At 37.0% G+C, this 26,693-nt stretch carries 22 protein-coding genes and 1 pseudogene; 1 reads left to right on the top strand and 22 read right to left on the bottom strand.

The genetic code is table 11. The annotated features are described in order from the left end of the window. Nucleotides 1-92: 92 nt before the first annotated feature. The 17 genes from trhO to IGJ23_RS07475 all read right to left on the bottom strand — a co-directional run bounded on the left by trhO (nt 93) and on the right by IGJ23_RS07475 (nt 17,340). Nucleotides 93-1,034 (bottom strand): oxygen-dependent tRNA uridine(34) hydroxylase TrhO, encoded by a 942-nt coding sequence (gene trhO, locus IGJ23_RS07395; protein ID WP_367010319.1) that lies wholly within the window; start codon nt 1,032-1,034, stop codon nt 93-95. A gap of 301 nt (nt 1,035-1,335) precedes the next feature. Further along, a complete protein-coding gene (locus tag IGJ23_RS07400; RefSeq protein WP_010719026.1) occupies nt 1,336-1,707 on the bottom strand; it encodes a VOC family protein in 372 nt (123 codons plus the stop codon). A gap of 239 nt (nt 1,708-1,946) precedes the next feature. Further along, on the bottom strand, nt 1,947-3,338 hold the full coding sequence (locus IGJ23_RS07405) for an L-cystine transporter (protein ID WP_010719025.1): 1,392 nt from the start codon (nt 3,336-3,338) through the stop codon (nt 1,947-1,949). A gap of 215 nt (nt 3,339-3,553) precedes the next feature. Then, the gene (locus IGJ23_RS07410) at nt 3,554-3,949 is read right to left on the bottom strand and encodes a DUF1149 family protein (RefSeq protein WP_010719024.1); all 396 of its coding nucleotides are present in this window, start codon (nt 3,947-3,949) and stop codon (nt 3,554-3,556) included. Between the two features lie 50 nt (nt 3,950-3,999). Then, nucleotides 4,000-4,623 (bottom strand): HAD-IA family hydrolase, encoded by a 624-nt coding sequence (locus tag IGJ23_RS07415; protein ID WP_438775074.1) that lies wholly within the window; start codon nt 4,621-4,623, stop codon nt 4,000-4,002. A 54-nt stretch (nt 4,624-4,677) separates the two neighbouring features. Continuing rightward, nucleotides 4,678-5,346, bottom strand: coding sequence for a 2,3-bisphosphoglycerate-dependent phosphoglycerate mutase (locus IGJ23_RS07420; protein WP_438774787.1), 669 nt, complete (start codon nt 5,344-5,346; stop codon nt 4,678-4,680). Nucleotides 5,347-5,355: 9 nt separating this feature from the next. Beyond that, nucleotides 5,356-5,793: a hypothetical protein gene (locus IGJ23_RS07425; RefSeq protein WP_010719021.1), complete on the bottom strand. Its 438-nt coding sequence runs from the start codon at nt 5,791-5,793 to the stop codon at nt 5,356-5,358. 54 nt (nt 5,794-5,847) lie between these two features. Beyond that, the gene (locus IGJ23_RS07430; RefSeq protein ID WP_438774788.1) at nt 5,848-6,519 is read right to left on the bottom strand and encodes a hypothetical protein; all 672 of its coding nucleotides are present in this window, start codon (nt 6,517-6,519) and stop codon (nt 5,848-5,850) included. Between the two features lie 134 nt (nt 6,520-6,653). After that, the gene (locus IGJ23_RS07435) at nt 6,654-7,031 is read right to left on the bottom strand and encodes a P-II family nitrogen regulator (RefSeq protein WP_010719019.1); all 378 of its coding nucleotides are present in this window, start codon (nt 7,029-7,031) and stop codon (nt 6,654-6,656) included. Further along, nucleotides 7,028-7,801, bottom strand: a complete 774-nt coding sequence (locus tag IGJ23_RS07440) for a DUF1538 domain-containing protein (protein WP_438774789.1) — start codon at nt 7,799-7,801, stop codon at nt 7,028-7,030. The genes IGJ23_RS07435 and IGJ23_RS07440 overlap by 4 nt, the downstream gene beginning before the upstream one ends. Further along, complete coding sequence (locus IGJ23_RS07445) at nt 7,798-8,481, bottom strand: DUF1538 domain-containing protein (RefSeq protein ID WP_010737694.1); 684 nt, start codon at nt 8,479-8,481, stop codon at nt 7,798-7,800. Before IGJ23_RS07445 ends, IGJ23_RS07440 begins: the two co-directional genes overlap by 4 nt. Nucleotides 8,482-8,834: 353 nt before the next feature. Continuing rightward, nucleotides 8,835-10,535, bottom strand: a complete 1,701-nt coding sequence (locus IGJ23_RS07450) for a DUF4091 domain-containing protein (RefSeq protein WP_438774790.1) — start codon at nt 10,533-10,535, stop codon at nt 8,835-8,837. Continuing rightward, the gene (locus IGJ23_RS07455) at nt 10,536-11,510 is read right to left on the bottom strand and encodes an alpha/beta hydrolase (protein WP_063627196.1); all 975 of its coding nucleotides are present in this window, start codon (nt 11,508-11,510) and stop codon (nt 10,536-10,538) included. Between the two features lie 4 nt (nt 11,511-11,514). Continuing rightward, a complete protein-coding gene (locus tag IGJ23_RS07460; protein WP_438774791.1) occupies nt 11,515-12,879 on the bottom strand; it encodes a glycoside hydrolase family 1 protein in 1,365 nt (454 codons plus the stop codon). Next, nucleotides 12,869-13,756 carry an ROK family protein gene (locus IGJ23_RS07465; RefSeq protein WP_438774792.1) on the bottom strand — a complete coding sequence of 296 codons (888 nt, stop codon included), beginning with the start codon at nt 13,754-13,756 and terminating at the stop codon, nt 12,869-12,871. Before IGJ23_RS07465 ends, IGJ23_RS07460 begins: the two co-directional genes overlap by 11 nt. A 13-nt stretch (nt 13,757-13,769) precedes the next feature. Further along, nucleotides 13,770-15,122, bottom strand: coding sequence for a PTS sugar transporter subunit IIC (locus IGJ23_RS07470; RefSeq protein ID WP_438774793.1), 1,353 nt, complete (start codon nt 15,120-15,122; stop codon nt 13,770-13,772). A gap of 10 nt (nt 15,123-15,132) precedes the next feature. Continuing rightward, a complete protein-coding gene (locus IGJ23_RS07475; RefSeq protein WP_438774794.1) occupies nt 15,133-17,340 on the bottom strand; it encodes a glycoside hydrolase family 3 N-terminal domain-containing protein in 2,208 nt (735 codons plus the stop codon). Nucleotides 17,341-17,498: 158 nt separating this feature from the next. On the opposite strand from IGJ23_RS07475, the gene IGJ23_RS07480 reads away from it, so the two are divergent. Then, nucleotides 17,499-18,674: a helix-turn-helix transcriptional regulator gene (locus tag IGJ23_RS07480; RefSeq protein WP_081127492.1), complete on the top strand. Its 1,176-nt coding sequence runs from the start codon at nt 17,499-17,501 to the stop codon at nt 18,672-18,674. A 258-nt stretch (nt 18,675-18,932) separates the two neighbouring features. On the opposite strand, the pseudogene IGJ23_RS07485 reads toward IGJ23_RS07480, so the two are convergent. The 5 genes and pseudogenes from IGJ23_RS07485 to IGJ23_RS07505 all read right to left on the bottom strand — a co-directional run. Beyond that, nucleotides 18,933-20,129, bottom strand: a pseudogene (locus IGJ23_RS07485) (alpha/beta hydrolase); the annotation flags it as partial. 668 nt (nt 20,130-20,797) lie between these two features. Beyond that, nucleotides 20,798-23,014, bottom strand: a complete 2,217-nt coding sequence (locus IGJ23_RS07490; protein ID WP_438774795.1) for a putative mucin/carbohydrate-binding domain-containing protein — start codon at nt 23,012-23,014, stop codon at nt 20,798-20,800. Between the two features lie 294 nt (nt 23,015-23,308). Continuing rightward, nucleotides 23,309-24,190, bottom strand: coding sequence for a carbohydrate ABC transporter permease (locus IGJ23_RS07495; RefSeq protein WP_010719006.1), 882 nt, complete (start codon nt 24,188-24,190; stop codon nt 23,309-23,311). Then, nucleotides 24,187-25,056, bottom strand: coding sequence for a carbohydrate ABC transporter permease (locus IGJ23_RS07500; protein WP_010719005.1), 870 nt, complete (start codon nt 25,054-25,056; stop codon nt 24,187-24,189). Before IGJ23_RS07500 ends, IGJ23_RS07495 begins: the two co-directional genes overlap by 4 nt. Before the next feature lie 233 nt (nt 25,057-25,289). Further along, nucleotides 25,290-26,579, bottom strand: coding sequence for an ABC transporter substrate-binding protein (locus IGJ23_RS07505; RefSeq protein WP_438774796.1), 1,290 nt, complete (start codon nt 26,577-26,579; stop codon nt 25,290-25,292). Nucleotides 26,580-26,693 lie beyond the last annotated feature (114 nt).

Here is a 26,693-nt window from a genome sequence, read left to right on the forward strand (position 1 = left end):
GAAATCCCTTGTTCACTCAGCGCTCAACTAGAGCTAGCTGATTGGAGAACAGCTTCTCCTGCTATGTTTATTTTTCAGCTTGTCACTAAATGCTAGTTAAAAAAAGCAGCTAATTTTTCTTCTACTTCTTTTTCAGACAGTTGATGCTCTTTGATGTAGCGGTTTTGTGGATGTTTTGCGCATTCGATCGAACAAGAACCTAAATGTTTTTCTTCATTTTCAACAGAAGTCAACATCTGACGATTGCATTCAGGATTGCCACAATTGATGTAGCGTTCGCAAGGCGTACCGTCGAACCAATCTTTGCCTACGATTCGTTTATCCACTTGATTGATATCAACTGCAATACGTTCATCAAACACATACATCTTACCGTCCCACAATTCTCCTTGAACTTCAGGGTCTTTTCCATAAGTTGCGATCCCGCCGTGTAGTTGACCAACATCTTTGAAGCCTTCACGGACTAACCAACCAGAAAATTTTTCGCAACGAATCCCGCCAGTACAATAAGTAACCACTCGTTTTTCCATAAATTCTTCTTTATGATCACGGATCCATTTAGGGAGTTCCCTAAAGCTTCTAATATCAGGACGAACAGCCCCACGAAAATGTCCTAGATCATACTCATAATCATTTCTGGCATCAATGACAACAGTATCTTCATCTAAAATTGCCTCTTTGAATTCTTTTGGTGAGAGATAATCTCCTGTCAATTCGCGAGGATCGATATCGTCTTCTAATTTCAAAGAAACAAGTTCTGGTCGTGCACGAACAAACATTTTCTTAAATGCGTGGCCTTCACTTGGATCAATTTTAAAAAATGTATCAGCAAAACGCTCGTCTTGATGCATCATCGCCATATATTTTTCAGTTTCTTCGATCGTTCCAGACAATGTGCCGTTGATTCCCTCTTTGGCAACTAAGATTCTTCCTTTTAAATTCAACGATTTACAAAAGGCTAAATGTTCCTTCGCAAATTGCTCTGGGTCTTCAATGGTTGTGTAGTTGTAATAAAGTAATACTTGGTAATCCATGTTTTCTTTCCTTCCTTCTCTTCTCTCCAGAATAGTATAAAAAAAGTAAGGTTCGTTTGACGATATTTATGCTTGTGTATTTATGTTCAAACTCTTCAGTTAACATAATATAATTATCGTTTTTTTATTTAGGCAAACTTTACTACATAAAAGATGGAATAAGATGACCTCAACGATGGAATGACCATTTACATAAACTAGGTTCTACCAAGTGAAAAACACCCACTCTACTAGTCTCTAAACATGACCTGTTTAACTACTAGTAGAATGAGTGTCTGAAGACTACCTTCAAATCATTCCTTTATTTCCCTGTTACTGCAAAATAATTACCATCAGGATCGGCAAAATTAAATACGTATTCTTCACCTAACTGGACTAATTCGCCTAATACCGTACCTTGTGCTTGCATTTTCTTATATAAATCAAAAATATCATCGCTATAAAACATCAAGGATGGGGAACTTCCAGCAACTTCTGGGGAATGTTGTTCAATGAATTCCCGATCGTATAAGACAAGTGAAGTAGTCGCCTTCTCTGATTGGGCGATTTCTACAACCAATGTGCCATCCATTTCTTGACGATCTAATTCTTTGAATCCAACCGCAGTCCAAAAATCAACGTTTTTTTTCACATCATCAACATATAACATGATTTTCATTTCATTGGTAAACATGTAAATCCTCCTACATTTCTTCGTTTTAGAAGTCATAAGCTTAACTATTTTAGCATACGAAGATCGGAAAAGCTATCTTCACTCCATCTTTATACTCTTATACTTGCCCTTATTGTCATAGTTTTTGGAGTGGATGGAATTTCGTTTTCACTTTTCGGAATAAAATAGATTCCCTGTATCAATCGCTTATAAAAAAAACAGATCCCGTCTCAAAGACGAAATCTGTTTTTGGCTTATAACTAAGCATTGACATCAATGACTTTTGAATCATCTTTGATTGCTTCACGATCCAAGTCCTTAATTCTAGCACTTGTGACAATCCCGGCAACCATACTGCCACTGACGTTCGTTGCTGTTCGAGCCATATCAATCAATGGTTCTACTGAGATAACTAAGCCAACGATGGCAACTGGCAAATTCATCGCCCCTAAGACGATCAATGAAGCAAACGTTGCGCCGCCACCAACACCGGCTACACCAAATGAGCTGATCGTGACGATTGCAACTAACATCAAGATAAAGCCAATACTAAAAACATCAATTCCAGCAGCTGGAGCAACGATCGTGGCTAGCATCGCTGGATACACACCTGCACAGCCGTTTTGCCCAATTGATAAACCAAAGCTGGCTGAAAAATTCGCTGTTGCTTCATCCACACCTAACGCTTTGGTCTGTGTTTCGATATTCAATGGCAATGCCCCTGCACTTGAACGTGAAGTAAAAGCAAAGCTCAATACTGGAAAAGCTTTTTTAAAGTAGTCAAACGGATTGACTTTCACTGAAAGCAAGATCAATGAATGAACAATCAAGACTGCTAGTAAAGCAACATACGAAGCAAGTACGAATTTTCCTAAATTGATAATGGCAACAAAATCACTAGTAGCCATCACATTCGTCATCAACGCAAAGACGCCATATGGAGTCAAACGTAAAACTAAGGTAACGATACGCATAACGATTTTATATAAACTATCAATCAAATTGGCAAAAAATTCTGCTTCTTTCGGTGCTTTTCTTTTGACTCCTAGATAAGCAATCCCGACAAATGCAGCAAAAATCACAACACCGATCGTACTTGTTGCACGTGTACCAGCTAGATCAGCAAAAACATTTTTAGGGATGAATGATAATATTTGTTGCGGAATCGTTAATCCTTGGATACTCTCTTGGCGAGTGGCTAATTCCGAGATTCGAGCTGTTTCTGCTGCGCCCTCGGTAAACTTCGCTCCTTGAAGACCGAATAATATGGTTGTACCAATTCCAATCAATGCAGCAATTGCTGTTGTTGCAAGCAGTGAGGTTAATACTGTTGCACTGATTTTACCTAATTTTTCAGAAACTTTCATTTTTGTAAATGCGCCAACGATCGAGACGAATACTAATGGCATAATCAGCATTTGTAAGAAGCCGACATAGCCTTCACCTACGATATTGATCCATTCCATTGATTGACTGATGACTTGGTTATCTACTCCAAAAATCAATTGTAATAAGCCACCAAATACGATTCCGATAGCTAGAGCTGTATAAACCCTTGTTGAAAATTTTGCATGGCGCTTTTGCATGCGATAGAAAACATATAATAATACCGCAAAAACTAGAACCACTAAAACTGTGATGAGTGTTGTCATTTTACTCCTCCTCTAATTTTTAATGACAAGTCCATCTAAGGAAGTAAAGGTTCCCGAAAATGATTCTTCAATCATTTTCCTGAAAATATTTTTTTCAGCGACTCGTTCATTCTAGACTATTTATGTAAAAAATACATTCGTTTTGCTTACAATTAGTAATAGAAAAAAACCAGTAGTGATAGCCTTTGACTATCACTACTGGTTTTAAGCACGTTTTATGCTTCATTTTCTTCTTTTTCAGATTGAAAATTTAGTTTCACGCCTGGTTGATCCAATGCAATCTCAGTTATTTCATAGGCCATTCGTTTGACGATGTCAAATAATGGCGCAACTAGCTCATCCACTTCTTCTTGTGTGACATCATTTTGTCCTTCAATCTTTCGATTAAGGATATGGTTAATTTGACTCACGCTTCCTGATAAAACATATGTATCAAAGACTAAGCGAAATTCTAAACGTGCCCCTACGATACTGTGTTCTTTCGGATAGTTCTCAATCGTCTCTTTCAGAGGAGAAAATCCTACTTTTAAATCTGTTTCAACTTCTTGATCAGGCCTTTTAAAATCATAGTGAAATGCCTCTACTACTTCTTTTTGTCTTTTGATTTCCATTTGATCACTCCTTATTCAAATTATAACATACCTCACTTTGAAAGAGGATACTATTTTATTGCTTTCTCCTTGATATCAAGGATTTTTAAGAGATCATCTACAACATAATCGGCAGGAATATCTTGTAAAAAATGATCAATATCATACAAACAAGTCAAGACTCCTGCGTTCTTACCAGCTTCTATATCTAAACGACGATCACCAATCATGATCGTTTCCGACTTTTTCAATTGATGTCTTTGGATCAAATCATTTAATGAGTCGGGCGCTGGCTTACGAGGAAAATTCCGATCAATTCCGATGACTTCTTCAATTAAATCAGCTAGATCAAACTGCTCAAGTAATCCCCAAGTTGAGGATGAGAGTCGATGGGTCAAAATAAAATGCTTTGCACCTTGGCTTTTCAATGATCGTAACACTTCTTGGGTGCCTACAAAAGGCTTGGAAATTTTCTGACTCGCTGCTTCATAACGATGAAACAAGGGTGTAAATTGTTCTTCTGGTAATTGGTATTCTTTGATTAGTTGACGAGTGGAAAATTTCTTCATGATCGGATAAATCGTTTCTTGATCCGCTAAGATGCCTAACGCAGCCATTGCTTGAAGCGCTCCATCGACCATGGCTGGATAAGTATCAAATAATGTTCCATCAAAATCCCAAACATAATTTTTTATCATCGTAACTTCTTTCCTTTAAATCTATTCATATTCCCACAAAACATGTCCCTCTTATAACAATTCTTTTCTGAGGATTTCTAACTCTTTATTTAAAGTGTATTGGATCGGTTGCGCATTCGGGATATCAATCGTATCCAACTGATTTTCTGGTACATCTTCTAAGTATTTCGTTAACGCACGTAAGCTATTCCCATGTCCAACCACTAAGACATTTTTACCAGCTAATAAGTGTGGTGCAAGTTCATCTTGCCATAAAGGAACCACGCGCTCAACTGTCATCTCTAAGCTTTCACCATGGGAGAGCAAACGTGGATCTAAAGAATCATAGCGTCGATCAAAATGGTTTTCTGATACGAGTGGCGGAACTTCTCGATAGCCACGACGCCATTTTTTGACTTGTTCTTCGCCATATTCTTTTTTCATCTCCGTTTTATTTTTACCAACTAATGCCCCATAATGTCGTTCATTTAACCGCCAAGTTTTTTGGACGGGAAGATACAATTGATTCATTTCTTCTAAAGCTAACTGTGACGTTTTGATTGCTCTTTTTAGTACAGATGTATAAACGATATCAAAAACCAATCCTTGCTCATTCATTTTTCGTCCAGCTTCCGTTGCTTGTTGCATCCCCTTTTCAGTTAGCGCAACATCTAACCAGCCAGTCCAATAATTTTGAAAATTGGCTTCACTTTCACCATGTCGTAATAAGACTAACTTCATCCTCTTCACCTAGACTTTCGTTTCAAATTGGGTACCGCATTTTTTACAAGTCACTCGAATTCGTCCTTTACCTCGTGGCGCTCTTTGCTTTTGGTGACAAGTAGGACAAGAAAAAAACGTGTACTCCATCACTTTCTTTGAATTTTTTGGCTTTCTCAACTGAGAAAACCATAATTTTATTTGATTCGATTTTTCGATGAATTTACGATTTTCATTTATTCTTACATAGATTTTCTTCGATAACAATCGAAATACGATTAGACCGAGTAATCCCCAAAATAAGAAATAGCCGATTGAAAAAGGAAGTAAAAATTGAAACAGACGAAAGAATAGTGCCAGAATCAACAATACTCGGTTCAACGAATCAAATGTTGCATAACGTCCTTGCATCACTTGGTTGTATTTTCTTTTGTATTCAATCAAGCGTCTTAACCAAATTTGTGCCATCGTAACTCCTCCTGTTGCTCTTATTATGGCAAAAAAAAGCAAAAAGAAAAAGCTTTAATTCGCTTTTTCCATTGTTAATTGATGAAGTGCATTCCGATTCTTCATAAAGTCAATCACGATGACTTTCTTTTCCTGCGCTCTTTGGACGACACGAAATGTATCCGCTAACGGTAACGTGAGCTTTCTAGAAGGCACTTCCTTCAAGCGAACAAATCGGCGAATCAGCGTTAAGAATTGTGTTAATTGAATCGATGTATGAACTAAATCAGGATATTTTTTTAATAATTGAGTTGTCTTTAATAAATGGCGTTTTTTACCAATTTCACTTAAAAAACTTTTTAAGATTTTTTGTTGCCGTTGAAAAATTGAAAACGAATCTTTCTCATCAATTTTATAACGCATTTGTCTTTGAAGTTCACTGACCGTTAACTGTATCAACCGGCCGTTCTCCTTGATTATCAAGCCATTTGGAAATAGCTCTGTTACTGCCTGATCCCAACTTGTCAATGAAAGCTCAAGGTAATCTTTCACAGGTAAATCAAGTTCTCTATTAAAAAAGAGCAAAAGTGCAGTTAACCCTTCTGATTGATAGATTTCTCCTAGTGTTTGACCTTCTAAATGAAACTCTGGCGAAAAATGCAACAAAGTTTTCCCCTTGTTTAACTGAACATAAAGAAAGGTCGAACGGTTGATGACTTGATCCTTTAGCACCACTAAAAAATTCATTTTTCTCCCCCTTTATCATTTTTAACATAGCATATTTTTAAAAAGTTGTCTGGTAAAAGAGGAGGGTTTCATAAAAATTTAGTAATTCATCAAATTCTCCTTAAAACAATGAAACCACCTGAGCGATTGCAGGTTCACTCCTCTTTTTCCATCAATTCTTTCATCTCGATCACTTCCCGATATTGGTGGATTTTAGTGATCCCAATGACTTTATCGACATCAATACTAAAACAGATACCATTTCCTGGAACATCAATGTTGATTCCCTGACCAATCGTCTCCATGACTTGATTGGTTAAACTATCAGGTACGAGGGTTAACACAATATCTTTTTCAGGTGAGATTTCCAGACCTAAAAAATTACTAGAATCATGAATCCCTGATCCACGCCCATGGAGTATCGTACCTCCAGCTGCTCCGGCGGTTTTTGAAAACTTAATCACTTCGTACCCCATTCCCCCATCAACAATCGTGACGATCATATTCAGATTCAACGCTACAGGATCTTTCATTTTTTTCCCTCCAACTGTTGTAATTTGTGTTTGGCTTGTTTATCTTTTTCATCTTTCCTTTTGTATATATAGCCTAGAACCAATGTCGATAATATGGGCGTCAATGCAATCATAGCCACCACTCCAAATCCATCAATAATCGGATCTCTTCCTTCAATTTGCGTGGCAATTGCCACACACATCGATAAAATGAACGTGGAACACATGGGACCAGTCGCTACCCCTCCGTTATCAAATGTCATAGCAAGAAAAATTTTATCAACCTTGCGTCCTAAAATGAAAGCTAAGCTATATCCTGGAATCAAAAAATAGTAGAGAGAAAACCCAACTAATAAACGCCACATAGATAACCCAACTGCTAAGCCAATCCCAATAGAGATGACTGCTAACATGATTTTTGCTTTGATTCTTCCCTCACTCAATTCTTCCACTTGTTTAACCATGACATGGATCGCTGGTTCTGCGAAACCAACTAAAAACCCCATCAAGAACCCTAAAGGTATCAAAAGCTGATTATGTTCTAAACTAGCAAGTACACTACCTAGATGTTGTCCAACAGGAACGTAAGCCAGATCGACACCATGCAGGAATAAGATCAATCCGACAGTAGTGATCAAAAAGCCCTTGATAATAGCCCAGAAACGTTCTTTACTCATCTGAAAGCTCAGGAAGTTCATGACTAAGAATAATAGTATGATCGGCGATATGGCGATTAACACCTCGTAGGAAATGATTTCTATACCCGAGAATAATTCTTGGACTATCTTCATTGAAAAATCACCCCTAAAATCATTACTGCCAGAATTGGACCTAAAGATGCAATCCCAACCATCCCAAAGCTATCATTGGCACTCGTTTCTTGACGAATCATACTAGTCAGTCCGCCAGCTAATGCTAGAATAAAAGGAACAGTAATCGGTCCAGTCGTAACGCCTCCAGAATCAAAAGCAATCGGCATAAATTCATTACTTGTAAAAAATGAAGCGACTAATACACCAACATAACCAATCGCCATCAATTGATAATAAGATAATTTGAAGACAACCCGTAACAGAGCAAACGCTAAAAAGACACCTGTGCCAACGCTTACAATTCCAATTAACAAAACTCGGCCAATCTTTCCTTCAGAAATCTGATTGACTTGTTGTCCCAACACTTGAACGGAAGGTTCTGCGATCGTGATTACAATTCCAATCATAAATCCTAAAGCAATGAGAATTGTGAGACTTTTCTTTTTGATCATATATTTTCCCACTAATCGCCCGACTTCCATCATCGAATAATCAGCGCCAAATAAAAATAGTGTCATGCCAATCATCATAATCCCTGCCCCAAACAAAAAAGAAATCATTTCATCTGAGTCAAGCGGTGCAAAAATAAAAGTTAAAATAACAATTAAAAGCGTCATTGGTAAAATGGCGATAACAACTTCTTTTAAATTTTTTAGCATATATCCTCCTCCTTTACTCTATTTTACCTGATTCCTTCACAAGTTACGAGCAGAACAGGTAAACGCTGTTATTTTTTTCAATAAAAAAATACTCAAATATGACATTACCGTAAAAAGAAGCCAAATTGAGCGAAAATCAAACTTGGTTTCGGCTCCTTTGGCTTCTCTTTATGTTATAAGCAACCCTGCAACTTCAAAATCAAGAATGAAAAACCATACGAGCCTTTCAATTTTTGGGGCTTGATTCTGAAAAGGAAGGTCTACTGTTTAGCAAGGTGATCAAAAAGCGTCTGGAACTAAGAGTCTCTTCTTGTTTCACCTATGGGAAGTAACCATAAAACAAGTACTCAGCTCTAAGACAAGGAAGCAATCAAGTGTTTTCGAAATGCTTCGTATTCGTCTGCCTGTTGATTAAACAAACGTTGGTTGCTTGTATGGCTATCTTGCATCCATTCTTTTGGTTCGCTGCTGCCTAAAAATGCATCTAACAATTGTTGTGTGACAATCGGATTCTTATTCACTGCTTCTTTGACCAGGTAAAAATCTTCAATTCCTCTTTGCAATTGTTTGTAACGTAAAGACAACAATAACTGTCCAGAATAGCTAGGATAAATGAGACAAGTATCACCGATCGGTAACGAACTAGTATTATAGCGGATATCTTCTCGCACATTTTCTGGCCAGCAATTATATGCCCAACGCAGCATACCATCTGTTTTGAAGCAATGCGCTAAAATTCCTTGGATACGAGTCTCTAGTAATGAGCTGTGTAAAAAGGTATTCGGACGATCAGGATAATTACAAATATAATATTGTGTCTTTCCTGGATTGCTTTGTGTTAACTGCTGATAATGGTTGCACGTACAATAAAAAGAAGTGACCGGAAAATCGACATCTGGCAGCAATTGTTCCAAGACGTTTTCTTTATCAAAAGCGACTTTTATCTGAACACTAGTATCCACTGACTTTAATTCTGCTAATGAAGCTTTAAAGGTGTCTATTTCGTGAATCTTCGGCTCATCAGAGATAATCCTGACTTTGTCCCATACCCCAATCTCTTTGAAATGCTCAAATAATTGGTTGAAATAGGACTTCAATTCATTTTTGTTTTCGATGAATCCGATCTTTTGCAAGGTTTCATCAAAATAGCGAACCACAATTTTTTCAGGGTAATCTAACTGTTGGATCAATGGGAAGAATGGTACTTGCCACACACCTAACAAACCAAAGACGTTGATTTCTTGATCGATACCTGCTTCTGCCATCGTTTGAAGATAGCGATCTAAAATGGTGAAATCACACGTCAATTCTCCTTTCAGATCCTTCTTGACTTTGATCATTGAATACTCATAGAGATTCGCTGGATAGTCTTTGACGATATAATTGAACCAACCTTTCCAAGGGATCTCGCCTGCGATCACCGTTACCGCTTTTTGCCCAATAGCTGCTAAACTGGCGGCCATTTCACGAATCAACCGAAAATGAGCCTCACTCCACAACGGGACTTGAAAACTTCTCGCTAAATTAGACGGTTGTTGCCAAATATCCAAATTAAATTTCTGAGTCACGTTATCTGGAAAACAATAATCTGAAACGTCAATCATTAATTTTTTCGTCACTACTTCTTCGTCACCGGCTGTCAAATGCGAACGGTAAACTGTTATTTCTAGTGAATAGCTGCCAGACTTGATTTCAGTATCCAAAGGAAATTCCAGATAAATTGGCGCATAACGATCGCCTGAATAAGTTTTCACTGTTTGTTCTAACAACTTATCAGCATACAATATATCTTCGTTGCCTAAATAATAGTCAATAAATTGAGCTTTTACTGGTAACGAGGATTCGATAGCGATACGATAAATCGGTATCTCAATAGCATCTGGTATCGAAAATTCATCCGATAGTACGAAATGGTTTTTTCGCCCGTCATGAAGTAGTAACTGACAAGCATTTTTACTGTTCTTATAAAAAGTTAACTCCGTAAGTTCCTGAGGCGGTTCAGCCGTCAGACGGTTGGTCGCTTTATAACTTTCATGGACAAGGTAAGCTTGCATTCAATGCTCCTCCTTTGGTCGATTCAATCCATCGATCAATTGTTCAAATCGTTCATTCGTCATTTGATCTGGAATCATTCGCCGTAATTGCTTTAAATTAAGTCTTTTTACCAATTTGAAACGACTAGGATCTTGCCAGCTAGGGAAAAATCGTTGGAGAACTTGCTGATTTTCTGCCTCTTTTACGAGTTGAAAAATTGGTATGTCGATGATCTCTCTGGTCGATAATTCGTTGCCTTTTTCTTGTTCTTCCCACTGTGATTCCATCCATTCCATCGCAAATGGAAACCAGCGAGCAAAACGTTCGTCTGTCACTTCATCAGATGTGCGGTACCACTTAGTTGCCAAAGAAAGTCCATGAGGTCCTTTTTGAAAAATATGCGATTCAAAAGGAACATCATTTTCTTCTAACGCACGTAAATATAGTAAGGAATTTTCGATAGGAACGATCGAATCTTCAAATGTGGAGAATAAAAACGTCGGCGGCGTATCACTCGTCACGCATTCTTCCAAAGAAGGAGCAGAAATACCCATGACCTCTGAAAAAGAAGAGAGGATAGCTGGATAACCTAATAAACATAGAGCGGGTTTAGTCGCTAACATTGTCGACATGGCTGCTGCTAAATGCCCACCTGCTGAAAAGCCAATGACCGCAATCTTATGACGATCAATCTGCCATTCTTCCGCACATTCTTGAAGTAATTCCATTGCTTTTTGTCCATCAGACAAGGCTTTTTGAAAATGACGATGTTCTCCTACATGATAATGTAAAACACCTGCATGATAGCCCTTTGACAGAAAGCTTAATGCGATCGGTTCCCCTTCTCTTTCACTACAAAAAGAATACCCACCCCCAGGAATCACTAAAATAAACGGACGTTTTTCGATTGGCTGCGATTCAAACAATTCTTCTTGTAAGTAAAGCTTGAGACCGGTATTTGCCTTGCGATCAAAAATAATTTCTTTTGTTCTCATTGCTTCATTCTCCTAAGCCATTTTCCTCAATCACTTGTTGATACCAATAAAAGCTATCCTTTTTATACCGTGCTAAATCGAGTAACTCTTCATCGGTCCGATTGACATAGATAAATCCGTACCTTTTATTGATTCCTTCATGGGTACTGATCAAATCAATCGCACTCCATGGGCAATAACCGATCACCTCAACGCCATCTTCAATCGCTAAAGCCATTTGCTGGATGTGTTGATGTAAATAATCAATCCGATAATCATCATGGATTTTCCCGTCAATGAGTTGTTCTGATGCACCGATCCCATTTTCTGTCACCAAGAGTGGTAAGCGATAGCGAGAATAAATTTCATTTAAAGTAAAACGAAACCCTTCTGGATCAATAGGCCAGCCAAATTCCGTCATTGGTAAATGTGGATTTTCGACTGTTTGAAAGAATCCTGGAATCCCAAAACCGGATTGCTGATCTATTTTTTGTTCTTTGGCAAAATAACTGGAGACGGTCATTGTATTATAGTAGTTAAAAGCAATGTAGTCTCCTGTTCCTTCTGCTAAAATCGTTTGATCTTCTGCAGTAATCACTGGTTCCGCACCAATCTTCTCTAATAAATGCCAAGCATTATGATTGTACTTCCCAAAAACAGCAACATCTAAAAAGAGCCAATTTCTAAGCGCACTCATATATAAAGCGGCCATCTGATCCTCTGGTTTATCTGAAGCAGGATACACACTAGCGATGTTAGGTGCTGGTCCAATTTTGCCGTTATAATTCCCTTTGTGGTAATTACTGGTCACGAGGGCTTGTGCGACTAACATATGATGGTTTTCTTGGAATTTTTCTTTCATACTTTTATTACTTGTCCCAATTACAGAACCAGCCAATGCCATGACATTTTGTTCATTGATTGTTTGCCAAAGTGGAACATCTTGCCCAAAATGGTCAAATAATACCTGACAATAATCCGCAAAAGCTTGAATCGTTTCTCTATTTTCCCAACCACCTTTTTCGGCAATGGACGCAGGCAAATCAAAATGGAAAACAGTTACGATTGGTTGGATATCATTTTCTTTCAATAACTCAATCAAACGTTTGTAAAAAGCAATACCAGCTAGATTCACTTTTCCATTAGGCATTACACGACTCCATGAAATCGAAAAACGATAAGCTTTTAGTCCTAACTCTTTAAATAAACGGACATCTTCTTCCAATCGATGGTAGTGGTCAGAGGCAACTTTAAAATCAGTCGTTCCTTCTTGGATAGACTTGATATCCTGAACAGATGGTTCTTTCCCCTCTTCATTCCAAGCGCCTTCTACTTGATAAGCACTGGTAGAAGCTCCCCATAAAAAATCTGTTGGAAATTTATTTTTCATCTTCATTCTCCTTTATGGCCGCACCAATTAAATTGGCGTCTGCTTGAAATTTTGCTGCTTCAATCGTCATTGGTTGTAATGTTTTTTTGATGATTGGCGCTACTGTAAACAGCCCTCGATAAGCTTGTTGAATCGTCTGGACCAAATATTCTTGTTGACTGATTCCTCCACCAATGACGATCTTTTCAACATCTAGCAGCGTTTGAACATTGAAACAAAGAAAAGCAACCTGTTTACAATAATCATGAAATAAAGCTTTGGCTGACTCATTCTCACTGTCTTTTAAGGCAGCAAAGACCTGTTCGCCCTCGTTGTCTACTTTTAATAATTCAGCTAATTGTTTGATCAACCAAACAGCCGACAGTCCCATACCTACAAACGAGTCTTGACCAGTAATCTGACGATCACGGATCATAAAGCTAATTTCACCGGCTTGCATGTGCGTTCCTTTATAAAGCTGTCCATTGATACAAATGCCCATGCCAACTCCAGTTCCCAAAATAATTGCTGCGCCTTGTTGGATCCCTTTTAAATTGCCATATCTGATTTCACAGGAAGTAGCAGCTTTGGCATCATTTTCAACGAACACTTCGAAATTCTCCAACTCTAAAAACGATTGCAATTGGAGTTGATCCAGATAAGGAACAGCACCGCCGAAGCGAACTGTCCCAGACTGATCAACCGATCCAGGTACTGAAAAAGCAATTTTATGGAATGATTGGATTTCTTGATAGTCACGAATCATTTGTGATAATAATCGTTGAAATTGCTCTTTATCTGAAGGTGTTGGAAAACGCTTTTTAAAAGAAACTTCATTCTGAGAAATCAGAGCGGTCTTGATCATCGTCCCTCCAATATCAATCCCTAAAACGACCATTTGCTCTCCTCCATTATACTTGAACTTCTTCTGCAATCACACCAGCCATCTTTTCTTTTGCTTCCTTAGCTTCGGCTTCTGCTTTTAATTCTAATTCATACTCTTTTTTGTCAGCAATCTTGATAAATGGATACCACATCAAGATTCCGATACCCATGCAAATAACCATCAAGATTGTATAATTTATCCCACCAGAAAGTGGCATCTTAACAAAAGTTGGTGTCGTCCAAGGCAATAAACTTATCATTGGGTTCAATGAAATCGGTAAAATGGTTGTGGTTAATCCCCACGTCACAAAGCCTGCGATCAACTGTGTAAAGACTTGTGGAATGAAAAACAATGGGTTTAAAATAATCGGCATACCAAACATCAAGGGTTCCGTAATGTTGAAAATGGCAGGAATCACGGATAATTTCCCAAGTTGTTTCATTTTGGCAGATTTACTACGAATCATAAAGAACGTCACAAATCCCATGAAGCCTGCAGCGTACATTCCCATGTAGATCACAGAAGGAATCAAGTAAGGCAAAGCTTCATTTTTTTGGAAAGCTGCGATATTTGAGACAACCATCGTCATACTGATTGCTCCTAATGGTCCTTGTAAAACTGCGTTGTGAATCCCAAAGAACCAAAGGACAGCTAATACTTCCATGATAATAATAATTGATAATGGACTAGCAACCAACGCGTTAAGCGGTGCATTGATCACATCGATAAAGAATTGAAAAATCGAGCCAGATTTTGTCAAACCAAATAAGATACGCAGAATAAATACAAGGACAAAGATGATTGTTACAACAAAGACCGGTGCCAATGATTGCGTAACCATCGGAGGTACGCTATCTGGTAATTTAAGCACAATATTTTTTTTCGATAGATAAGCATAAAGTTGAGTAACCACTAAAGCAACGATCATTCCAATAAACAAGCCTTGTCCGCCTAAGAAATCTAAGCGTAATGCTGCAATCGTAGAGTCTACAGCCTCTCCATTTTGCATAGCCATTGTTGCGACAGTTTGAGGCATCAACATCACAAAACTAGCTAAAGAAATAATTGCTGCGTTTCGCTCATTCGTCCCCAGTTGTTTTGCATAAGAAAAAGCCAGACTATAAACGACATACAATGAAAATACTCCAGTTGCACCATTTGTAATAGCTTCTACATGTGGGTAAATACCTAATGAAGTCAAATAATCGATCCAACCAGGAATTGGGAAGTTCCCTACAATCGTAATCAGCGCAATCCCCAAAGTGATTGGACTCGTACGAATAAACCCTTCCATCAAAGCAGCTAACACTTTATTTTGTTGTAATTTTTGCGATAATGGTAATAACTTACTTCCTAAAAACGCTTCTAATTTTTCCATCGTAATCCCCCTATTGTTTATATTCCCATGTAGTAACACTTTCTAACCCGTCGACATTTAAATAAAAATGGTAGACACCTTCTTCTATCCAACTATTTCCATTATTATCAAAGATAGCTAAGTCAGAAATTGGAATATTGATTCTTGCTTGCTTTTCTTGATTTGCTTCTAAATAGATTCGCTGACTGCTGACCAATCGTTTTTCCGGTTGGACAATCGAAGCATATTCTTGATGAAGATAAAGATGTGTCACAGTTTCTGCTGAAACATCCGATCGATTTTTCACTAAATAATTGATCTCAATAAATTGGTCTTTTTGCTCACTTCTCAGTAATTGACTTTCGAATGAGGCGTAACTCATTCCCGTTCCAAATTTGAATAGCGGATCATTGGATTCATCGATATATTTTGAGACAAAACGCTCAGAATGATTGCTTGTTGATATTGGTCTGCCTGTGGAGGTCTGAGCATAATAAATCGGTAGTTGTCCTTCACTTCTAGGAAACGTCATCGATAGACGAGCAGAAGGACTGACTTTACCAGCAAGTAAATTAGCGATTCCGATCCCACCCATCGTTCCAGGAAACCAGACAAGTAATAAACTATCGAAATATTTTTCTACATCCGTTAAGACTAGCGGCCGACCGGTGTATAGTACGCCTACAATTGGTTTATTTAATTCATGTAATTTTTTGATCAGACGTTGTTGTTTTTGTGAAATCTGTAAGTGAGCTTTAGAAGCTCCTTCACCACTTTCGAGAAATTGTTCGCCAAATGTTAATACAATCACATCAGCCTTTTGAGAAATCTGGTAAGCTTCTTCCATTAATGATTCCTCTTCTGCAATTGGCCCATTCAATAATTCCATTCCTTTTTTCAGAGGTCCAAACCCATCATAAGAATCGAATAAATTGTATCCTTTAGCAAACATTAAGTGATCTGTCGCAAAATGGCGACTCAATCCTTCCTTCAAAGTAACCGTATCTTGTGGCTTTCCGCTGACTGAAGCCCAAAAACCTAAAGTGAGAGGACTTTCGCCGTATGGACCGATCACAGCAATTTTTTGATTTGGTACTAATGGAAGTGCGCCATTATTTTTTAAAAGAACACAACTTTTTTCAACCAACTCGACTGCTGCTTCTTTAGCTTTTTCGGTTAAGATTTCTCCAGTATTCACTTCTTCCAAGCCACGATAAGGATTTTCAAATAATCCCAATTTATTTTTGAGCATTAAAATACGCCACACCGCTTCATCGAGAAGTTGCATAAATCGTGGCTCTTGTACTAATTCAGACAGGTGATTGGCATAAATCGAAGTCATCATGTCTAAATCAACACCTGCAATGAGTGCTTTTTTGGCTGCATCTATTTCGTCTTTGGCATACCCGTGAGGAATCAGTTCTTTGATTGCTGCATAGTCTGAAACTAATACGCCATCAAAACCAAAGCGAGAACGTAAAATCTCTCGATTCAACCATTCATTTCCAGTTGCAGGAACTCCATTCAACAAATTAAAAGCAGTCATTACTAATTCACATTTTGCTTCAATTGCTGCTTGATAAGGCTGTAGATATTCATTGAAAAGCCGTTGATGGGACATATCTACCGCTTGATATTCTCGTCCTGCTTCCGGTGCTCCATAAGCTGCAAAGTGCTTCAGACATGCGGCTACATGTTTTTCTGGAATTTTTGTCTCACTATCTCCCTGATAACCATTGACGATACTTTTTGCAAACTCTTTCGCCGTATAAACATCTTCGCCTGGAGATTCCATTACCCTTCCCCAACGTGGATCACGCGCTAAATCTAACATTGGTGAAAACAAGACATGTAAGCCATTTAAATAACTTTCTTCTGCTGTTAACTTAGCTGCTTGTTGAATTAACTCAAAATCGTAAGAGCCAGCTTGAGCTAGAGGTATGGGGAAAATTGTCCGAAACCCATAGATGACATCTGACATAAACAACATGGGTATCTTGTGTTTACTTTTTGCTAAAACTTTTGTTTGTAGTTCTTTTAATTTTTGATGATCGTTGATATTATAAATAGAGCCAATCTCAAATACGTCTAACTCTTGAGGTAATCCTAATTCTTCCATTGGCCCAGTATTCATCACATCATTTTCTGATAGAATACTTCCATTCAATTGGATCATTTGTGCGATTTTTTCCTGAACAGATAATCGATCAAACAAAGCTTGTAACTGATCTGCTTCCATCGGCGCCTCCTTTGTAACCGCTTTATAGAACAGATTATAAAGAATAAAAAACGATTTTTATATAAAAAAATTAGCGTTTATACCAAAATATTCGCGCTATACAAAATTTATTCGTGTAAAATAAAAAGAAAGAATTCGTCACAAGGAGTATTTACATTATGACTACCGATACGATTAAAATAACTATGGATTTATTGTACCGAAAATATCTGATTCCGATGCTATTATTTGATGAAAACGGATATCTCATCCATCCAAAAAATTTAGAAGACTTACCAATCACGATCAGTACCTATTTTCCATTTAAAAAAACAGAGCAGATCCAGCTTTACCATACAACATCCTATTTATACGGCTATTTTTGTTTTAAATCTGATCAAAAGGAATATCAGATGATCATTGGCCCTTGCGGTATTATCGGTTCAAAAGAAACCTCTTGTTTTTTTATGGGACATGAGTACCATTATAATATTCATTATTCCAAAGAAGACAAGTATTCATTTGAAGAATATATCCAACTATTACACACGATTCTGACTCAGCGGCCAACCAAAAAGGAAGAATTTATTTGGTACTTTCAACAAGAAAAAAATAAAAAAAATCTATCCACTGATTACAGCCTGGAAAATAATCTTTATGATCGACGGATCCACAAAGAAACCTTCGATTCGTATCATTTTGAATTACGCTATCTAGATTACATCAAACGAAACGAACCTGAAAAAGTCATTTGGGTCTTTAATAAAATGAAAGAAACCTATAAAGTCTCTTTATCCCCCTTTGAATTGGAAGGGTTGAAACTTAAATTTGCCTCGTTCGTAGCCATCGTTACCAGAATGAGTATTGAAGAAGGTGTACCGATCAATCAAGCCTTTGGTCTGTCCGACTCTTTGATTCAGGGACTGATTTATATCCACTCAGTCAAAGAATGTCTGCAATATATGAAAGAAGCAACCTTCCGTTTTATGGAACTGCTTCATAATTTTCCTTTAGCTCAAAAATCCATGTTAGTAAAAACGATTGTCAACCACATTGATAATCATTTATACGAACGCATCACCGTCGACGAGTTAGCTGCCATCACTGAAAAACATAAGGCACATATTTGCAGCCACTTCAAAAAAGAAATGGGGATTACCATTCACGGATACATTCAAGAAAAAAAGATAACCGAAGCAAAACATTTGTTATTGTTTACAGATCATTCTTACGATGAAATCAGTCACTTGCTTGCTTATTCTAGTCAAAGTCATTTTATTCAAGTGTTCAAAAAGGTCGCCGGCTGTACCCCAAAAGAATACAAAAGTATCCACTATGCCCATTCATTGGTCTGAAAATGCCTTAACTACTAAGTCGTTCTCCATTTATCTTGATCGAGATCAGATAGGTTCAATACTTTCATGTATGTATTTTTAACTGCTTGTGGTTTGAGTAAATGTAGTAAAAACAAGCCGAAGAACACTAAAATCAAGGAAATGATTTTAGATTCTTCGGCTTATTTCATCAACCTAATTATGCGTGGCGCTACTCTCTCGATCGTGTCAAACTTCGTCCCATTCCTCAGAAAGATCAATCATTTTTTCTTAATGTCTTTGACTTCCAAAAAGATAATTTAGAAAATTAGTGACATATGTTTGATACGCTACGGGATCGACTGATTGGGCTTCCCCATGTCCAGCTCCTGCTACAATCAACTTGACTTTATAGCCCCCGGAAAGATCATAGAGCTCATCCGCATTTTCATGAGGAACTACTTGATCGGCATCTCCATGAATGATCAATTTGGGGATTGTTGTAGCCATACCAATTTCAGGTAGATTTTCATTCACATTCATTTTTATTTCTTGGTCAAAGTAATACTCTTTCAACAATCCCATATATAGATCTTCATGTTCTTCGTCTGCTACAATGTCAAATTCTTCCCCAAATATTGAACCTAATAAAGGCGCTACGGTATTTTTGTAGGTGTATCTAAGTTGTTCATCAATTGATTTAAATCCGCAATTCTCGATGATTCCTTTTACGTTTGCTGGGATATCCTTAGCTAATGTTGACATCATAGTTGAAGCCCCCATTGAGCCACCATAAAGTAAAATCTTTTGAGTCGGCTTAGTTCCTACTTCTCGATTGATCCAATAGAGCACATCGTCTGACTCATATTGTCCATAAGTGACATAATCGCCCCCACTGTTTCCAGTGGCACGAGGGTCTACAAATAATAAATTATAGCCCGCATTGTAAAAGATATTATACTCATCCGTTACTGTCCCTAAATTCCAATTTCCTCGAAAACCACCGTGAATCATCACCGTTACATCTGATTTTTGATCCACATAATAAGATTTCAACGTCATTAATTTTCCATCTTGCTTATTTACGGTCGTTCCTTCTAATTGAGTGGTATTAGGATAAAAACCTGTAGGCTCAGCAGGTGCCGTTCCATCATTCGCTGCACCAAGCAAGTTCATAAAACAACTGTCTTTTGCAAAAGCAATGTCATACATCGCACTGATTGTAATCAAACGTTTGATTACTTCTGGACTAACATCAAAGCGTTCTTTTACATTCACTTCTGAAATTTGGTCTGATATCAACGAAGAGAATTCACTTAGAAGTTTAAAAATATTTCCATTATATTCTTTGAAAACTTCAGTTATTTTATCTCGGATATAATTTAAATAAAGTTTTCCCTTGAAATTCTTGCCTTTACCGATTGCTTGAATGATCGCTTGCTCATCGTCAGATAATCCAAGTGTTGTTGTTTTTACTTGCCCCTCGTTTCCTTTGTTGAGAGATTGAGAAACAGATGGAAAGCTTGTTCTTGCCAATAGCCCCTCTTGTTCCTTTCCGTAAACGACACTTGGTGTAGCACATCCTAACAATAAAATAGAAGCCAAAGTAATCATGCAACATTTATTTTTCATTCTATTCACTCCTTTATTTGATATTTCTATTTTAATGAAAACGCAACCATTTTTATATCAAAAAAGAAGTGTTTGTTATATAAAAGAAGCTCTTTTAAAAAATTCTTGAGTAAATCTTAGGATCATTCAAGTCATTTATACTAGCATAGCCATTTAGCTAATATTTTATACTGGTCTTATTTGTATTACATCACTAAAACCAAACGCTTGTGATAAAACAAAAGAAGAGACTGAGACAACTTTTTTGTCCCAGTATCTTCTAGTATATCTAAAAATGAATAAACGGTGTTTAAAGAGCTCTTGTTCACGACGAGATAAAAGCAGCATTTTCGAAAAATAAGCCGAAATTAATCAAAAATTGGAGAAGCACCAAGTAGATAACAATCGACAGAAAAAACTAGCGTTTGTGTTTCTTGGCAATTTTCGGTATTTTTTTTGGTACTTGATAGTTAACACTTTCGTCTCAATCTCTAAGGTGCTAAGTTTTTTTGCTAAAGACGATCAATTCGATAATTTTGACTTCTCATCATATGCTATTTAAACAAAACATAATATTGGGACATATAATGTTCTGTATCTTTTGGAGATAGAGTTTGTATGGCTGTCCATAATTGTTTTTTAGCCATTGATCTTTCCCACGCCATCGGTTTAATACCCTCAGCTTTTACTAATGAATTCCCTAATTTTTCAATTTTTTTCATAAGATCTTTTTCTGGATTATTGTTTAATCCAAGGTGTTTTAACCCATGTTCCGTAACTAGCCAGTGGTTAGTATTTTGTCCACGATCAATAATATTTTCTGGACCTTTCAAACGATTTCTTGCTTCTGCATGGTAGATTTCTATGCTATCTCCTATCTCAAGCAACAAATGGTCATCGGTGAATCGTTCAGGTATGTCTCCATTAATCGATTTTTCATACCTAATTTTGCCATCCTGAGATTTGATAGTCACTTTTACATAAAGTTCATCTTTAAATAAATAATGAGGTTTTGGCATATTTAAGGTAAGTGTTGCTTCTCTTGAATTCAAATTCGTTCTTAATGAACCTGACCATTGATCATTAAAGCCATAAAAGATAAGATCTTCATCGGCTAACTTACTGATATCAGCTTTGATTAATGAAAGAGAAGCATGGTTTTGGGTTTCCTTTACATAAACATAATTTTCGCTTGGTAAATAATACTTCATTTGTTCACCAGAAAATTCTAAATGATAGACCCCGTTAGGAATATTTTTGAATGTCATTTTTTGTTGTACTGGTTGACTCGCTATAATAGTTGCTCCATCTTTTAATTCAACTGTGAGCCCTTCAAAGTTACTCAAATCGCTAGGAAGAATTTCAATGGTCAAATCACCAGCCAACCCTAGAGAGGCGATTTCCTCGTTAGTAACCAATTCAAAATTAGAATTGATCAAATAGTTTGGATCAATCAATTGACGTGCACGCACCAACTCATTTTCAGAGACAATATCTGCCAATGAAGCCACAGCTGGATAACCTACCACACGATTTTTTTCTGCTTGAAATTCATCAAGATACAACCCACGTTTTTTTAAGGCAGCAGAAAAATCCTGCTTACTATTTTCACTGTAGATACGATTCATTAAATTGGGTAATGTATATTCCCAATCTTTGAAATCACTCTGATTAGCCATTTTACGGTATTCCTGATATATCTTAGTGAAGGAGTCATTTCCAGCTTTTTGTTTGAACATCGTTAATAAAATCAGTTGTTCACGCACATCGACATCATGGTAAGTGTCTCCATCACGGATCAACTTATCATACAGCTTGTTTTCGACTTCTTCTTTTTTACCTAAATTAAACAACCAACCGATGTCATCTGCTTTTTTTCCATATTTTTCATACTGATATTGGACCCCAAATAAATTATTTGACACTTCGCCAGTATACATATCTTGCCCATCAAAACCAGCTTGATAACCGTGAGCAATTTCATGTAATGTTGCCCAACTTAGTTCTTTCAACCACATATCTGTCGTAGGTTCACTATTAGCTGTCCAATCACCCCCATAATAAGCAGCACCTGCGCCAGAATCATCTGCCTTTAAAAAGTAACGATTCGCGCCGTTCTGATTTTCTGGTGCGGAACCATCAAAACCAGCGATACCGTTAAATAAAGCAAAAATACCGTGATGATACTCAATCAACGCATCAATTGATGGAAAATCTTTTAAGTTTCTCACTAGTTCTTTGTCCAATTTGGGTACGAGTAATTGAAAATCTACTCCTTGAATTAGCGCATACTCTGCATCCTCCGTATCCCACATTGAAAAAAACATGGTCTCATTCCCATGATATTTATAAACAGGTAACGCTTTCATTTCTTTGGAAGTCACCACTTCGTATTCAATCTGTGCTGATCCTTCTCCGTACGGTGTATCAATAAATGGAACCAAGGGCTCATCTGCACGTATACTTACCCAATTTGATCCAACTTCGATACTTTTTTCATTCTTTTTATCGTTTCCTAGTAGTCGCAATTTTAACTTATTCTTGAAATGAGCATTTGTCTGTCTCATTCTCAATTCGGTATTTTCGCTTAAGATAAAACCTAGATCCTGACGATCATGGTTTTTCCCTTTACTCATCCCTGAGTTGAAGATCCACGTCGGCTCCGGAATACTAAAAATCTCTTTTGACGTGACTTCTTGCGCCCCAACATTGGCTGAAAGTACAAAGATACCAAACACAAACAACAACAGACTAACCGCATATTTTTTCATTTACTTCACTCCTTAAAATTATTTTATGAACAAAAAATAATTATCTTTTCATTAAGAAAACGTTATCTTTTGTACAATTTAATTATAAATAACAACTAAATAAATAGCAACAATATAATATTTATAAATTTTTATCCTTAAAACCTATAATAATTACAGTTATTTAAATAATTAACCATAAATATTTTTTTAATATAAAATGTTATTTAAAAAGAAAAAAGCTCTCCCTTAGTGGGACAGCTTTTCCTATACATTTAAAGTTTATACCAAACTAATTTTATCATCGAGTCGCGTTTACTTGACAGAACCGATCATTCCTTGAACAAATTGTTTTTGTAAAACAAAGAACACGATAGCTGTTGGCAATGTTGCAATCACAAGCCCGGCCATAATCATTCCGTAATCTGGTGTATAAGAGGCTCCCATGGCAGATAAAACTAATGGGACCGTACGCTTATCTGGTGATTGTAATGCAACTAAAGGCCAAAGATAGTTATTCCAGCTACTCATAAAAGTAATGATTGCAGCAGCTGCATACGTATTTTTAGCAGTGGGTAGGTAGACACGGAAAAATATACTTAATTCTTTTAATCCATCTAAACGTGCAGCTTCTACTAAATCTTTAGGAAACGCTTTAACGTTTTGTCGAAAGAAGAAGATCAAAAAAGCTGTACTTACTGAAGGCAAAATGACGACTAAGAAGCTATTAATCCCTAAGATCGTTCCGTTTAAGTTTGAAAACATGCGGTACAAAGGAATCATCAATGCAGCAAAAGGAACCATCATCGATAAAAGCAAAATCGTAAATAATCGTTCTTTTTTTCGACTTTTATAGATCTCAAACCCATAACCAGCCATAGATGAAATCAGCAAAGCTAAGACCGTTGTTACAATAGCGATCAAAGCTGAATTCCACAATGAGCGTGCAAAGTTTAAGTCATTTGAAAAAAGATTCTGGAAGTTGACAACTAAATGGCTACCGATCTTTAATTTTCCGGCAGTAATATCGATAGGTGTATTCGTCATTCCTAAGATCATCCAAACAAAAGGAAAAATCGAAATAAATGAAATCACGCTCAAAGAGGCATATTTAAAAACAGCTAACCAATCGAATGTTTTAGTCGCTTTTTTTTCATTCTCTTTAAGAAGTACTTTGTTTTCTGCTTGATCTATCACGCTTTTTCACCTCCGACTTTCGTTTGAATGATTGATAACAGCACAATAAAGACTACGATCACAAATGAAACCGCCGCAGCATAACCAAAATTCGGTGTAAATTTATAACTTAAATTGTAAATATACTGAGATAGCGTAGTTGTTGCATTTGCTGGTCCACCACCCGTAATATTTTGTACTTCATCAAAGAGTTGCAACGTACCGATCGTTGATGTGATTGACGTAAACAAAATAATTGGTTTTAAGTTAGGAATCGTGACTTTGATCAATTGTTGCCACTTAGATGCGCCATCGATTTCTGCTGCTTCATAAATTGCCGGATCAATATTTTGCATTCCTGATAAAAAGAAAATCATGTTATAACCTGTCCAACGCCATGTAATCGAAATGATGATTAATACTTTCGCCCAAACTGGATGAGTCAGCCAGCCAATTGGCATATCGATCAAGCCGATCGTCATCAAAAAATTATTCACTAATCCCGATTGAGAAAACAAGCTTTTCATAATAAGCGAATAGCTAACCATGGATGTGATACAAGGTAAAAAAATCGCTGTCCGGAAGAATCCTTTCATTTTAAGCTTTTTATCATTTAATAAATTAGAGACAAATAAAGCTAAAAACAACATAATCGGTACTTGTACCAATAAATATAAAAAGGTGTTAAAAAAAGCCTTTTTGAAGGTCGCATCATTCAACATGCGTTGATAATTCCCCAAACCATTAAAGCTCATATTAACTGGAGGACCACTTTGAAATGAAGTGATCAGCGCTAAAATCATTGGAATAAACACCATGATCGAGATCATCAGAACTGGTAAAACAAGAAACGCATTTCCGTTCTTGAAAAAATCTTTTTGTTTCATCTGCTTTGCTCACTTTCGTTACGTTCATCTTCGTTTTATCTGTCATTTAAGGATCGTCTCACAAATCCTCCCTCTCAACTAATTGTCTGAGTAAATGACAGCGTCCTCACGAAAATTCTACGGTATTGATTGAAACTATTTTTAATAGATAGCAAAATTGTGTGACTGATGACCATTCAAAAATCACCAGCCAACACAAATTTGATACTCTAAATCAATTCATTTCACTCTGCTTAATTGGCTAACTGTGCTTCTACTTGTTTTTGCGTATCTGCCAAGACTTTATCAGTATCTTCTCCATTGATGATTCGGTGTAATGACTCTGCTACAACTGCTTCGATTGCATAGGTTTCTTGTCCATAATTAACTTGTGGAATTTCCGCTGTCCATTTAGAAAAGTCTTCAAACACCTTTTGACCACTATAGAATTCAGAAGACTCTTGATAAGCTGGTTGATCTTTTGCACTTAACATGGTAGAAACTAACCCGATTTCTTTCGCTAAGGTTCCCATCAAGTCTTCGTTAGTCGCAAAGGTCTTCTTCAAGAAGTCTTTCGCATTTTCTTCGCCTGAAACACCTTTGATCACATACCACCCAGCTCCGCCTAAATTAGAAGCTTGTGCTTTTTGCATATTGGCAGGTAATGAAGGTGTCGGTGCAATTGCCCATTTACCTGATTGATCTTCAGCACCTTGGATCGTTGAGGAATACCAAGCACCAATTGGACTGGATGCAACAGCCCCTGATTGAATGGCCGTGACACCTGCATTCCAATCTGAAGTTTGTTCCACTAGATCTTCTTTAAGTAGTGTAGCAAATAGATTTAATCCATATTTCAATGATTGGTTATCTTTGATCGTAACCGTCTTTCCATCTTCCGAAGTGTACCATTCACCAGCTTCTTGCATGATCATACGGACACGTCCAAGATCTGAGGGATTCACTTCAGTAATTTTTTTACCCGTTTTTGCTTTAACATCTCGAGCAACTTGTAAATAGTCATCCCAACTTAAATTCTGCATATCTGCTTGACTGTAACCGGCTTCTTCTAACAAATCTGTTCGATAAAAATTAGCCGTAACACCTGAATCAAATGGGACGCCATAAATTTGATCATCGATCTTATTAACCGCAAATTTATACGAAGCAAAATTGGATTCATCTACGATATCGGTTAACTCAGAAAATGCGTCCGGATAAGAATTCAAATAACCTTGAATACGATAATCCTCAATCAACACGATATTCGGTAATCCATCCGTATTTCCACTGGCTAATGCTGTGTTTAACTTTTGTACGATATCATCTTGTGACATCGTAACGACATCCACTTCGACATCTTTATTGTCATAGACTTTTTTTGCTTCATTGACTGCTTTGATATTAAACGTTTCATCCCATGCCCAAACACTGATTTTATTTTCATCTTTCGTTGCTGAATTTGAGGAACTCCCACATCCCGCAAACAAAACTGCTACTGAAGCTAAAAGCGTCGCACTTGCTACTAATTTTTTGAATTTCATATCCAACCCGCCTTTTTCATTTTTATTCTTTACATGTGAATCATACCAAAAAATGTAATCGTTTTCTTAGTTTCTAAAAGAGTTCCAAAAAATATCCCAAAATAAGAAAAAATC

The sequence above is a fragment of the Enterococcus sp. DIV1682a genome (assembly GCF_051711005.1).
Taxonomy (GTDB): domain Bacteria; phylum Bacillota; class Bacilli; order Lactobacillales; family Enterococcaceae; genus Enterococcus_B; species Enterococcus_B hirae.

What these genes read in the sequence shown, in the direction of transcription:
- trhO (WP_367010319.1), bottom strand. Translation starts at nt 1,034, where the DNA reads ATGGATTACCAAGTATTACTTTATTACAACTACACAACCATTGAAGAC.
- IGJ23_RS07400 (WP_010719026.1), bottom strand. Translation starts at nt 1,707, where the DNA reads ATGTTTACCAATGAAATGAAAATCATGTTATATGTTGATGATGTGAAA.
- IGJ23_RS07405 (WP_010719025.1), bottom strand. Translation starts at nt 3,338, where the DNA reads ATGACAACACTCATCACAGTTTTAGTGGTTCTAGTTTTTGCGGTATTA.
- IGJ23_RS07410 (WP_010719024.1), bottom strand. Translation starts at nt 3,949, where the DNA reads ATGGAAATCAAAAGACAAAAAGAAGTAGTAGAGGCATTTCACTATGAT.
- IGJ23_RS07420 (WP_438774787.1), bottom strand. Translation starts at nt 5,346, where the DNA reads ATGAAGTTAGTCTTATTACGACATGGTGAAAGTGAAGCCAATTTTCAA.
- IGJ23_RS07425 (WP_010719021.1), bottom strand. Translation starts at nt 5,793, where the DNA reads ATGGCACAAATTTGGTTAAGACGCTTGATTGAATACAAAAGAAAATAC.
- IGJ23_RS07430 (WP_438774788.1), bottom strand. Translation starts at nt 6,519, where the DNA reads ATGAATTTTTTAGTGGTGCTAAAGGATCAAGTCATCAACCGTTCGACC.
- IGJ23_RS07435 (WP_010719019.1), bottom strand. Translation starts at nt 7,031, where the DNA reads ATGAAAGATCCTGTAGCGTTGAATCTGAATATGATCGTCACGATTGTT.
- IGJ23_RS07440 (WP_438774789.1), bottom strand. Translation starts at nt 7,801, where the DNA reads ATGAAGATAGTCCAAGAATTATTCTCGGGTATAGAAATCATTTCCTAC.
- IGJ23_RS07445 (WP_010737694.1), bottom strand. Translation starts at nt 8,481, where the DNA reads ATGCTAAAAAATTTAAAAGAAGTTGTTATCGCCATTTTACCAATGACG.
- IGJ23_RS07450 (WP_438774790.1), bottom strand. Translation starts at nt 10,535, where the DNA reads ATGCAAGCTTACCTTGTCCATGAAAGTTATAAAGCGACCAACCGTCTG.
- IGJ23_RS07455 (WP_063627196.1), bottom strand. Translation starts at nt 11,510, where the DNA reads ATGAGAACAAAAGAAATTATTTTTGATCGCAAGGCAAATACCGGTCTC.
- IGJ23_RS07460 (WP_438774791.1), bottom strand. Translation starts at nt 12,879, where the DNA reads ATGAAAAATAAATTTCCAACAGATTTTTTATGGGGAGCTTCTACCAGT.
- IGJ23_RS07465 (WP_438774792.1), bottom strand. Translation starts at nt 13,756, where the DNA reads ATGGTCGTTTTAGGGATTGATATTGGAGGGACGATGATCAAGACCGCT.
- IGJ23_RS07470 (WP_438774793.1), bottom strand. Translation starts at nt 15,122, where the DNA reads ATGGAAAAATTAGAAGCGTTTTTAGGAAGTAAGTTATTACCATTATCG.
- IGJ23_RS07475 (WP_438774794.1), bottom strand. Translation starts at nt 17,340, where the DNA reads ATGGAAGCAGATCAGTTACAAGCTTTGTTTGATCGATTATCTGTTCAG.
- IGJ23_RS07480 (WP_081127492.1), top strand. Translation starts at nt 17,499, where the DNA reads ATGACTACCGATACGATTAAAATAACTATGGATTTATTGTACCGAAAA.
- IGJ23_RS07490 (WP_438774795.1), bottom strand. Translation starts at nt 23,014, where the DNA reads ATGAAAAAATATGCGGTTAGTCTGTTGTTGTTTGTGTTTGGTATCTTT.
- IGJ23_RS07500 (WP_010719005.1), bottom strand. Translation starts at nt 25,056, where the DNA reads ATGAAACAAAAAGATTTTTTCAAGAACGGAAATGCGTTTCTTGTTTTA.
- IGJ23_RS07505 (WP_438774796.1), bottom strand. Translation starts at nt 26,579, where the DNA reads ATGAAATTCAAAAAATTAGTAGCAAGTGCGACGCTTTTAGCTTCAGTA.